General features: G+C 70.9%; 6 protein-coding genes. All 6 read left to right on the top strand.

All coding sequences use genetic code 11. The features are described from left to right. Positions 1–152: 152 nt before the first annotated feature. From AB0B96_RS13710 to AB0B96_RS13685, 6 genes are read left to right on the top strand one after another with little or no spacing between them, the layout of a single operon-like run. Positions 153–1,607 (top strand): class I adenylate-forming enzyme family protein, encoded by a 1,455-nt coding sequence (locus AB0B96_RS13710; protein ID WP_362898532.1) that lies wholly within the window; start codon positions 153–155, stop codon positions 1,605–1,607. After that, positions 1,607–3,250 (top strand): condensation domain-containing protein, encoded by a 1,644-nt coding sequence (locus AB0B96_RS13705; RefSeq protein ID WP_362898531.1) that lies wholly within the window; start codon positions 1,607–1,609, stop codon positions 3,248–3,250. The genes AB0B96_RS13710 and AB0B96_RS13705 overlap by 1 nt, the downstream gene beginning before the upstream one ends. Further along, the gene (locus AB0B96_RS13700; protein ID WP_350944652.1) at positions 3,243–4,166 is read left to right on the top strand and encodes a thiamine pyrophosphate-dependent dehydrogenase E1 component subunit alpha; all 924 of its coding nucleotides are present in this window, start codon (positions 3,243–3,245) and stop codon (positions 4,164–4,166) included. The genes AB0B96_RS13705 and AB0B96_RS13700 overlap by 8 nt, the downstream gene beginning before the upstream one ends. Next, entirely contained in the window at positions 4,157–5,140 is a 984-nt protein-coding gene (locus tag AB0B96_RS13695) for a transketolase C-terminal domain-containing protein (RefSeq protein WP_362898529.1), read from the top strand. Before AB0B96_RS13700 ends, AB0B96_RS13695 begins: the two co-directional genes overlap by 10 nt. Next, a complete protein-coding gene (locus AB0B96_RS13690; protein ID WP_362898527.1) occupies positions 5,133–6,338 on the top strand; it encodes a 2-oxo acid dehydrogenase subunit E2 in 1,206 nt (401 codons plus the stop codon). Before AB0B96_RS13695 ends, AB0B96_RS13690 begins: the two co-directional genes overlap by 8 nt. After that, entirely contained in the window at positions 6,335–11,980 is a 5,646-nt protein-coding gene (locus AB0B96_RS13685) for an amino acid adenylation domain-containing protein (RefSeq protein WP_362898525.1), read from the top strand. The genes AB0B96_RS13690 and AB0B96_RS13685 overlap by 4 nt, the downstream gene beginning before the upstream one ends. The last annotated feature ends 50 nt before the right edge of the window (positions 11,981–12,030 follow it).

Genomic DNA, 12,030 nt, shown 5'->3' with positions numbered 1-12,030 from the left:
TGTGAACCCCCTCCCCAAAGTCTTGTGTGAGCCTTACGATCATGTAAGACTAGCGCTCGATTTTAAATAGTAAAGATTCTTTCCTGTTGTGCCTTCGGTGCTCGCACACATCGAACGCGCATACATCCGATCTTTAATGGGAGGTTCACTTGGTGAACCTGACCGTCCCCCAGTTGCTCAGGGACCGAGCCCTCGCCGACCCCGAGGGGGTCGCGCTGATCGTGCACGGCTCGGCTCGGCTCACCTATCGCGAGTGGCACGAGCGGTCCACCGCGCTCGCGAACAGCCTGGTCGCACGGGGCGTCACCCGAGGCGACCGGGTGGGTCTGGTGTTCGGGGCCGCGGACTGGGCGGACTACGCCGTGGCGTTCTGCGGGGTGCTGGCGGCAGGGGCGGTGGGCGTACCGCTCTCCGACCGCCTCGCCCTCGATGACCTGCGCCTCATGCTGGAGAACTGCCGCGCGACCGGCGTCGTGCACGCCCCGGGTCTCGCGGTGCCCGAGGTCGGCTGGAGCGCCACGGTCGACGGTCTGAACGTCGAAACCTCCTATGAGAAGGCCGATATCGCGCCTCCGGAGCCCGGAGATCTCGCCCAGATCCTCTACACCTCCGGTACGACGGGCCGTCCCAAGGGGGTCTCGGCGACCCATGCCAATCTGGCCTACGGCTGCGGTGCCAAACGCCGCCCGTTCGCGCACTCCCGGCATCTGGTCCACGCCTTCCCGATCGGGACCAACGCCGGGCAGGCGATGCTGATCAACGCGCTCGACGCCCATCCGGCCGTCGTGACGCTGCCGCGCTTCACCCCGGCCCGTTTCGCCTCGCTGATCGAGTCCTACCGTGCGGGAACGGTCTTCCTCGTCCCCGCGATGGCCATCGAGCTGATCAACGCGAAGGTGGCCGAACGGCACGACCTGTCCAGCGTGCTGCTGCTCGGCTCGGCTGCCGCGCCGCTGCCCTCGGCCGTCGCCCAGGCGCTGACCACGGCCTTCCCCAGAGCGACGATCACCAACTACTACACCTCGACCGAGGCGGCCCCGGCCCAGACGGTGATGATGTTCGACCCGGACCGGCCGGGAAGCGTCGGCCGCGCCATCGCCGGAGGACGGGTCAGGATCGCCACCGCGGAGGGGGAGCCACTGGAGGCGGGAGAGACCGGGGAGGTCTGGATGCGATCCCCCGCGGCACCGCGCGCCTACTACGGCGACCCCGAGAACGGGACCTTCCGCGGCGGCTGGGTGCGGATGGGCGATCTCGGCTACATCGACGCCGAAGGCTATCTCTACCTCGTCGACCGCGAGAGCGACGTGGTGAAGTCCGGGGCCTTCAAGGTCTCCACGATCCACATCGAGGAGGTCGTCTACCGGCACCCCGCGGTGATCGAGGCCGCCGCGTTCGGGGTTCCCCACCCCGTGCTCGGAACCGTCGTCGCGGTGGCCCTCGTCACCGAAGAGGCCCTCGCGCCCGAGGATCTGCGGATCTTTCTCAAGGACCGCCTCGCCCCGCACGAGTTGCCCGCGCACGTCATCACGGTCGACGCCCTGCCGCGCAACGCCGGCGGCAAGGTCGACAAGAAGGCCCTGCGCCGGATGACGGAGAGCGAGTGATGGCCGGTCTCGCCGCCGAGAACACTTCACGGAACGAGGTGGCGGAGACCTCGGAGACCTCGCGGGAGAACACGTCCGCGGGCCTGCCGGAGGTCACGTTCACCCAGCAGGGGATGTGGGTGACCGAGCAGAGCGTGGGCGGGGGCGCCGCCTATCACATGCCGATACTCGTCCACCTGCGCGGCGATCTGGACACCGGAGCGCTCCTGGCGGCCTGCGCGGCGGTGGTCGCCCGGCATCCGATGCTGCGCGATGTGGTGGCGGAGGTGGACAACGAGCTGCGGCTGGTGCCGGGAGCCGAGGTTCCCGTACGCCGGGTGACGATCCCCTCTTCCGCCGACGTCGCCGCGGGGGTGGCGGGGGACACGCGCGACCTTTCGCCCTCGCCGCATTCGCCTTCCCGGGACGGCGAGAGCGGTGAGGACGGCGAGCGGTACGGGCGGGCCGTGCGGGAGGAGATCCTGCGCGCGTTCGACCTGGAGAAGGGGCCGCTGGCCAGGTTCACCCTGTTCGAGATCGGTCCCGGACGGAACCTCCTGCTCTTCGTCGCCCACCACCTGATCTTCGACGGGCAGTCGAAGGACATCCTGGTGCGCGATCTGGCCGCCTTCTACAACGGCGAGCCGCCGCCCCCGCTGCCGGAAATCGACCACGGGCGGGCCGAGCGCGACCGGGTGGCCGCCCTGCTTCCCGCCGCGCGCGAGTTCTGGAAGCCCCGCTGGCGCGATCCCGGCGAGACCGTCGTTCTCGGCCGCGCGCTGAGATCCCGGCGAGCGGCCCAGGGCCGGGTACTGCGGTTCACCGTGAACCCGTCGATCGAGCCGGACCCGTCGCGGGACCTCTCCTCCACCCCCGTCCTGACCCGGTTCGAGGTGCTGCTCGCCGGGCTGCACACCCTGCTCCTCGGCTACGGCAACACCGCGGTCACCACCGCCGTCGACCTGTCGACCCGGACCCCCGAGGCCGCGGGACACATCGGGCTGTTCGTCAACGAACTCCCGGTCGCCTCCGGTCCGTCCCCCGAGGCGACCTTCCGCGAGTTCGCCACCGCGCTGCGCACCGAACTGAGGGAGATCTACCGCTTCCGCCAGGTGCCGCTCTCCCGGGCGATGCCCCGCCTCAGACCGCACGCCGCGCTCGTCCCCGTCTCCGTCAGCTACCGCACCCGCCGCGACACGGACCCGGTGTTCACCGGGCTCGACGCGTCGGTGGAGTGGACCGTCTTCAACCACGCGGTACGCGGCGCGCTGCACCTGCAGTGCGTGGACGGTCCCGGCGGGCTGGAGATCAGCCTGCGCCACGACCCCGAGACGGTGCCCGACGCCGCCAGGGTCGCCGACGACCTGCGTCTCCTTCTGGAACGCGCCACGCACAACCCCAACCTGACACTGCACGAAATTCTGGAGGACGAGATGGGTTCCGTCACCACGCTGAACGACCAGGTACGCGAGATCTGGGAAGAGGTGCTCGGCATATCACCGATCGCCGATGACGACGACATCTTCGATCTGGGGGGCCACTCCCTCACCATCACGCAGATCATCGCCCGGATGCGCAAGCGCCTGGACATCGAGGTCTCCCTCGACGACTTCTTCGACAACCCGACAATCGCCGGGATCGTGGACTCCCTCGGCGATGACTGAGATCCTCGACGGCCTCCGTCTCTCCCGCCTCGCCGACGACGACCTGGAACTCCTGCTGTTGGTGAGGCACTTCGAGCTCAAGCTCCTGGAGCTGTACGGCAGGGGCGACCTCAACGGCACCACGCACACCTGCCTCGGCCAGGAGTACGTCCCGGTCGCGCTGCGATCCCTGCTCGGCCCGGCCGACCACGTCTTCAGCAACCACCGGGGACACGGCCACTACCTGTCCAGGTTCCGCGACCCGCACGGCCTGCTCGCCGAGATCATGGGCAGGGAGGGCGCGGTCTGCGGGGGTGTCGGCGGCAGCCAGCACATCCACCGCGACCGCTACATGTCCACCGGCGTTCAGGGTGAGAGCATGCCGGTCGCCGCCGGTGTCGCGCTGCACCTCAAGCGCTCCGAGCCCGGCACCCTCGCCTGCGTCCACATCGGCGACGGCACCTGGGGCGAGGGCGCGGTCTACGAGGCGCTGAACCTCGCCGCGCTCTGGCGGCTCCCGCTGCTCGTCGTGGTGGAGAACAACGGCATCGCCCAGTCCACTCCGACCGCCTCGCAGATGGCCGGGACGGTGGCCGGCCGGGCGGCGGCCTTCGGCATCGCGCACCGGCTGGTCGTCTCCACCGACGTCAACGAGATCCGCCTCTCGCTGGAACGCGAGATCGCGCGGGTGCGCGAGGGGCAGCCCCTGGTGGTCGAGTTCGTCACCCACCGCCTCGGGCCGCACAGCAAGGGCGACGACATCCGCCCGGCCGACGTCGTACAGGCCGCGAGGGAGAACGACTGGTACGCCCGCTACGCCCACGACCACCCCGAGCACTTCCACCGGCTCGACGGCGTCGTCAAGGCCGAGGTCGAGGCCGTCGCCGACGAGGTGGCCGCGCGCCCTCTCTCCCGCTGGGAGGGATCGTGCGTGTAGCGGAGAACCTCAACGCGGCCCTGCACGGGCTGCTGAACGACGACCACACCGCCTACGTGCTCGGCGAGGACATCCTCGACCCGTACGGCGGCGCCTTCAAAATCACCAAGGGGCTCTCCACCCGCTTTCCCGAGCGGGTGATCGGCACCCCGATCAGCGAGGGCGCGCTCACCGGCGTCGCGGCGGGACTGGCGCTCGCCGGTAACACGGCCGTGGCCGAGATCATGTTCGGCGACTTCGTGGCGCTCGCCTTCGACCAGCTGTGCAACTTCGCCGGCAAGTCGGTGTCGATGTACGGCAGGCGGCTGCCGCTGCGAATGGTGGTGCGCTGCCCCACCGGTGGCGGCCGGGGCTACGGTCCCACGCACAGCCAGAGCCTGCAGAAGCACTTCGTCGGCATGCCGGGACTGTCGCTGTACGAGATGTCCCCCTTCCATGACAACCGCGCGGTGTTCGCGGCGATGCTGGAACGGGGCGAGCCGTGCGTGTTCTTCGAGGACAAGGTCCTCTACACCCGGCAGATGGAACGGGTGGACCCGCTGTTCCTGATGCGCCGCGACGGGGACCTGGCCGTGGTGGACATCCGCGACGCGGGTGACCGTCCCGACTGCGTGGTCATCGCTCCCGGCGGAATGGTCCACCGGGTGCTGGGCGCGATGCGCTCCCTGATGATGGAGGAGGAGATCTCCGCCCGGCTGCTCGTCCCCTCCCGGCTCTACCCGCTGGACGTCGACACGCTGCTGCCCCACCTCGGGGACGTCGTCCTGGTCGCGGAGGAGAGCACCGCCGGGGGCACCTGGGGCAGTGAGGTCGCCCACCTGCTGCACGCCCGTCTCTGGGACCGTCTGCGAGGACCCGTCCGCCTCGTCCACTCGCGGGACTCCGTGATCCCCACCGCCGCGCACCTGGAGAACGAGGTCCTGGCCGGGGAGTCCACGATCCACCACGCCGTACGGGAGGCTCTGCGTGGCTGACATCCACGTTCCCAAACTCAACAACAACGACACCGAGTACCTGGTCGTCGAGTGGCTCGTCGGGAACGGAAAGCCCGTCGTCGCGGGAGAGCCGATCGCCGTACTGGAGACCTCCAAGGCGGCCGACGAGCTGGAGGCGGGGGAGAGCGGCTACCTGCACCACGTCGCCGCCCTCGACAGCTGGATCGCTCCGGGCGCGCTCCTCGCCCGCATCACCGCCGAGGCGGTTCCGCAGCCCGCCCCGGTCACCGACGTGCCCGCGCCGGTCACCGGCGTGCCCGCCCCGGTGGTCTCCGAGGATGCGGCGCGGCAGCGGGACGCGCCGGTGGCCGAGCCGGTCGTCACCGCTCCCGCGCGGGTGGCGATGGAGGAGCTCGGCGTCTCCCACGCCGAGGTCGCGTCCCTGGGCCTCGCCGTCGTCCGCAGGACCGACGTGGAGGCCCTGGTCCGCCGCCGTACCGGGCAGACGGCCTCCGACGTGCACGAAGACGTGCACGAAGACGCGCGGAAGGGGCGGCAGGACGCGCGGGAGTCGGCCGCGGACCCGGGCGCGCACCGCCTCTCGCGGGTGCAGCGTGCCGTCGCGCGTGCCGTCACCACCTCGCACGCGACCATCCCCGCCGCGTACACCGTGGTGAAGTTCGAGGTGGGCCCGCTGCTGGAGCGGGCCAAGGGGCTGAGCAGGGAGGTACGCAGGCCGGTCGGGCCGGCGGAGCTGTTCGTCCAGGCCGTGGCCGCGCTGCACCCGGCGTTCCCGCTGTTCTTCGCCTCGGTCGACGGTGACCGGGTACATCCGGCCGACGCCCCGCGCGTCGGCGTCACCTTCGACATGGGAGAGGGCCTGTACGTGCCGGTCGTCCACGACACCGGCTCGCTCAAGGCCATCGCCGACGCGCTCATGCGCTACCGGCTCGCCGCCACCGAGGGGGACTTCCGCGAGAAGGACCTCACCGGTGCCAACATCGCCGTCACCCTGCACACCGACGCCGATGTCATCCTCGCGATCCCCCTCATCTTCCCCGGTACGGTCTGCGCTCTCGCGATCACCTCGCCGCAGCCCGAACCGCGACTCGCCGAGGACGGCACGGTGACGATGAGAACCGTCGCCAACATCGGCCTCGCCTACGACCATCGGCTGATCAACGGACGGGACGCCGCGCTCTTCCTCGCGGCCCTCCGGATGGAGTTACAAGCGTGACCGAGACAACACTGTCGGACGCCAAGAAGGCGCTGCTCGCCAGGCGGCTCAAGAGCCGCGGAGAGTCACGGGCCACCGTCGCCCGCCGCGCCTCAGGAACCGTCCCGCCCCTGTCCCACGCCCAGGAACGCCTGTGGTTCCTTGAGCAGTACCGGCCGGGCACCACCACCTACACCGTCCCCGTCGCGGTGCGTCTGCGCGGTGAGCTGGACGAAGACGCGCTGCGCCGGGCGCTGGACGAGCTCGTCGCGCGCCACGAGGCCCTGCGGACGCGGTTCCTCACCACCGACGACGGCACCCCGGAACTCGTCATCGACGAGCCGGGTCCGGCCGCGCTGCGCGTCGTCGAGGCGGACGGCGTGGACGCCGCGATCGAGCTGCTCGACGCCGACCTCGCCGTCCCGTTCGACCTGGAGCACGGCCCGCTCTTCCGCACCGTGCTGGTGAGGATCGCGCCCGACGACCACGTCCTCCTCATCGCCGCCCACCACACCGTCATCGACGGCTGGTCCAGCGACCTGCTCATCCGCGAGCTGCTCGTCCTGCACGACGGCGGGACCCCGCCGCCCGCACCGGTCGGCTACGGCGACTACGCCCTCTGGCAGCGGGGCCGCGACCACCGCCGCGAGATCGACCACTGGCGCGACCGGCTCGCCGGGCTGCCCGCGATCGAGCTGCCCACCGACAGGCCGCGCCCCGCCGAGCAGCGCCACGAGGGAGCCGCCCTCGACGTCCGGGTGGACGCCGACCTCACCAGGCGGCTCACCGAGCTGGGCGCCGAGGCCGGCGCCACGCCGTACATGACGCTGCTCGCCGCCTTCCAGGTCCTGCTGGCCCGCTACTCGGGACAGACGGACTTCGCGGTCGGCTCCCCGGTCGCCGGGCGCGGGCTGCCCGAGCTGGACGGGGTCGTCGGCATGTTCGTCAACACCCTGGTCCTGCGCGCGGACCTGGCCGACGACCCGTCGTTCACCACCTTCCTCGCCAGGACGCGCGAGAGCGCCCTGGACGCCTACGCGCACCAGGAGCTCCCGTTCGACCAGCTGGTCAACGAACTGAACGTGGTCCGTGACGTGAGCCGGTCGCCGCTCGCGCAGGTCACCTTCGCGCTGCAGAACTTCAAGGCGGGCGAGGAGGACGGGCGCGTCTCCTACCTCACGCTCCCGGCGAGGACGACCCGCTTCGACCTCGGCCTCTACCTGTTCGAGAGCCCGGACGGGCTGGTCGGCCACCTCGCCTACAGCACCGCGCTCTTCGACCCGGAGACCGTGGAACTGCTGGCGGCGCGCTTCGAGACGCTGCTGCGCTCGATCGTGGCGGACCCGGACACGCGGGTGGGCGAGCTGTCGCTGCTCTCCGACGAGGAGCGGGAGAGGGTCCTGGGCTTCGGCTCGGGTCCCGCGCTCCGGCCGTCGGGTCACGACCTGCTGCACGACCTCGTCACCGCGCGGGCCGCGCTCACGCCCGGTGCGACGGCCGTGGTCCACGAGGGCTCGCCCGTCTCGACCACGCTGCCCGCCACGCGCGGCGGCTCAGGGCCGGGTACGGCGTCGACGGCGGGCGGCTCGCTGACGTACGCCGAGCTCGACGAGCGTTCCACCAGGATCGCCGCCCTGCTGAGGAACCGTCACGGCGTGGGCCCCGACACCAGGGTGGGCGTCTTCCTCGACCAGTCCACCGACCTGGCCGCGGCCGTCATCGGCGTGCTGAAGGCCGGTGGCGCCTACGTGCCCCTCGACCCCAAGCAACCCCGTGACCGGCTGGCGTACATGCTCGCCGACGCCGGAGCCGTCGCCGTCCTGACCACCTCCGCCTTGTGTGACCTGCTTCCCGACGTCGCCGGCGCGCCGACGATCCGCCTGGACTCCGAGGCGCTTGACGAGACCGGGTTCGAGCCACCGGAGGTGTCGCCCGGCCATCTCGCGTACGTGATCTACACGTCGGGGACCACCGGGCGGCCGAAGGGCGTCGGGGTGCAGCACCGGCAGGTGCTCAACTATCTCGCCGGGGTCGAGGAGCGCTTCGAGGTCGAACCCGGCGGGGTCTACACCCTGCTGCAGTCGCTCTCGTTCGACTTCGGGGTGACGATCTTCTACCTGTCGCTCATGACCGGCGGAGAGCTGCACCTGGCCGACCCGCAGGCCCCCGCCGAGGAGCTCGCCGGGCTGCTGAGCGGCACCGACTACCTGAAGATGACCCCCTCCCACCTCGCCTCGCTGCTCGCCGCGGTGGACGACCCCGCGCAGCTGCTCCCGCGCAAGCTCCTCGTCCTCGGCGGCGAGGCCTCCCGGTGGAGCTGGGCCCGTGAGCTGACCGCGCACACCACGGTGGTCAACCACTACGGCCCCACCGAGGCGACGGTCGGCATCTCCACCCACGCCGTCACCGGCGAGCACGAGCGGGCGCTGAACCTGCCGATCGGCAGACCGCTGCCCGGGGCCGCGGTCTACGTGCTCGACGAGCACCTGCGGCTGGTCCCGCCCGGCATGACCGGCGAGATCTACCTCGGCGGCGACCGGCTCGCCCGCGGATACCTCGGGCGGCCCGGCCTGACGGCCGAGAGATTCCTGCCCGACCCGTACGGCGGGCCCGGCGCCCGCATGTACCGGACCGGTGACCTCGGCCGGTGGCTGCCCTCGGGCGACCTGTGCTTCCTCGGCCGCCGCGACCTGCAGGTCAAGGTCAGGGGCTACCGGGTGGAGCTGCCGGAGATCGAGTCGGTGCTCGCCGACCAGCCGGGGATCGCCCACGCCGTCGTCGACCTGCGCGGGGACCGGCTGGTCGCGTACGTGGTCGGCGAGGTCGCCGGAGATCAGATCAGCGTCAGCGAGCTGCGGGCGCGGCTCGGTGAGCGGCTCCCCGAGTACATGATCCCCGGGCGGTTCGTCTGGCTGGACGAGCTGCCCCTGAAGTCGCACGGCAAGGTCGACCGGGCCAGGCTGCCCGAACCCGACGAGGCGCGGCCCGACCAGGAAGCCGGATTCGTCCCGCCGGAGACGCCTCTCGAAGAGGCGATCGCCGAGGTGTGGGCGAAGGTGCTCGGCCTGGTACAGGTCGGCGTGCTGGACGACTTCTTCGACCTGGGCGGTCATTCGCTGCTCGCCGCACAGGTGGTCGCCCGCCTTCGGAAAGCCATTCCTGAAGGCGGGCGCCAGGTCACGATCCTGGACCTGTTCAAGCACCGGACCGTCCGCGAGCTGGCGCGGCTCGTCGAGACGGCCGACGACGGCCCGCGCATGCTGCTGCACCGGCTCACCCCGGCCCGCGCGGCCACCTCGACCCTGGTCTGCGTGCCGTACGGCGGCGGCAGCGCCGCCATCTACCAGCCGCTGGCCGACAGGCTGCCCCAGAACTGGGCGCTGCACGCGGTCGCCGTCCCCGGCCAGGAGATGGGGCTGATCGAGGAGACCCGGCCGGTGGCGGAGGTCGCGCAGGGCTGCGTGGACGAGATCCTCAAGGACATCCGAGGCCCGCTCGCGCTGTACGGGCACTGCGGGCTCGGCGTCATGCTGACCGTGGAGATCGCCCGTCGTCTGGAGGCCGCGGGCCGCCAGGTCGAGGCGATCTACCTCGGCGGCATCTTCCCCTTCGCCCGCCCCACCTCGGTGCTGGCCAAGCTGTCGAACCTCACCGACCGCCTCCGCAGCGACCAGGTCTGGGCGAACGCCCTGCAGGCCGCGGGTCTCGACGTGGAGGACCTGGAGCGCGACCAGCTCAAGCTGATGATCGACAACCGTCGCAAGGGCACCAAGGAGGCGGAGCGCTACTTCACCCGCCTCTTCGAGGAGGGCGTCGAGCCGCTCAAGGCGCCGATCATCTCCGTGGCGGGCGACCGCGACCCGGCCACCGAGTTCTATCAGGAGCGCTACCGCGAGTGGCATCTTCTCACCGGCTCCACGGCCGTGGTCGTCCTCGACGAGGCCGGGCACTTTTTCCTGAAATATCGGGCGGAAGAGCTCGCGACCATCGTCACCGGCACCCACCGGGCCATCGCCTCGGGTGACACGGCCAAGCTGGCCCGCACCGACCGGTCCACCTGGTGGCTCGGCGGCGTCTCCACCCAGGACGACCTCGCCGAAGTCGCCCCGGCGACGACGGCACCCGCGATCACCGGTGCGGGACCGGTCGCCCCCGCCGGTCCTGACTCCGCCGGTCCTGACTCCGCGGCGTCCGCCCTTCCCGGCTCCGGCACGGGCGGCGCGCCACCGGGGACGACAGACCCGCTCGCGACGGGCACCCCGGCACGCTCGGGACCTCCGCCCAGCATGAAACGGTTCGCCGTCGTGGCGGCCGGGCAGCTCGTCTCGATCGTCGGGTCGTCGCTCACCGAGTTCGCCATCCCGCTGTGGATCTACATCACCACCGACTCGCTCGCCAGGTTCGCCCTCTTCTCCGTCCTCGCGCTCGTTCCCGGCATGCTGGTCTCCCCGCTGGCCGGAGCCCTCGTCGACCGCCACGACCGGCGCAAGATCATGATCGCCGGAGACATCGGCGCGTTCGGCACCCAGCTGACACTGGGCATCCTGCTGTGGACCGGCAACCTGCAGATCTGGCACATCTACCCGCTCCTGGTGCTGCTGTCGATCGCGCTGACCTTCCAGCGCCTCGCCTACAACTCCGCCATCCCGCAACTGGTGCCCAAACGCTTCCTCGGGCACGCCAACGGTGTGGTCCAGATGGTCACCGGTACCGCTCAGCTCGTCGTCCCGCTGGCCGCGGTCGGCCTGATGGCCGCGATCGGGCTGGAGGGCATCCTCGTCCTGGACGTCGCCGCGTACGTCTTCGCGATCAGCGTGCTGCTCTTCGTCCGCTTCCCGAAGACGATGGCGTGGAAGCGCAGGGAGTCGCTGGTCGCCGAGATGGTCGAGGGCTGGAAGTTCTCCTGGGGCAACCGGGGCTTCCGCGGCATGCTGTTCTTCTTCGCGGTGCTGAACATCTTCCTGTCCCCGCTCTTCCTGCTCATCTCACCGCTCGTCCTGGGCTTCGCCACCCTGGACGACGTCGGCCGGATCTCCTTCTTCGGCGGTCTCGGCGTCTTCCTCGGCGGCCTGACCATGACCGTCTGGGGAGGCCCGCGACGGCAGCGGCTGCGCGGCGTCATGCTCTCCACCCTCGTGCTCGGCGTCTTCTGCCTGGTCACCGGTCTGCAGCAGAACCTGATCCTGATCGGGATCGGCGCCTTCGGCATGTCGTTCTGGCTGACCATGCTCAACGGCGTCTACGCGACGATCATCCAGGTCAAGGTGCCGCAACGCTTCCACGGTCGCGTCATCGCGCTCAACACGCTCGTCGCCTGGTCGACCCTGCCGGTCGGCTTCGGCCTGGTCGCCCCGTACGGCAGCGAGCTGTTCGAACCGCTGATGCTCCCCGGAGGGCCGCTGGCCGACACGGTCGGCCTCGTGCTCGGCACCGGCGAGGGCCGGGGCGTCGGCCTGATGTACGTGCTGTTCGCCGTCGCCATCGTGGTCACGGCGCTGGTCGCGATGCGGACCCGCACGCTGTCCAGGTTCGACACCGACGTCCCCGACGCGCTCCCGGACGACCTGGTCGGCTTCCAGGCCATCCAGAGGCGCCAGGAGCGCGAGCGTGAGGAACGCGAGCGCGGCGAGCCGACAGCCGAGGTGATCTCGATTCGGAGATGACGTCCTTCCCACGCCCGAAGGCGGGGTCTCCACGCTGAAAGCGATCACTT

The organism is Streptosporangium sp. NPDC049046 (assembly GCF_040649155.1).
In the GTDB taxonomy this organism is placed as follows: domain Bacteria; phylum Actinomycetota; class Actinomycetes; order Streptosporangiales; family Streptosporangiaceae; genus Streptosporangium.
The sequence above is the reverse complement of the archived record's forward strand: the minus strand, read 5'-3'. Positions and strand labels throughout refer to the sequence as shown.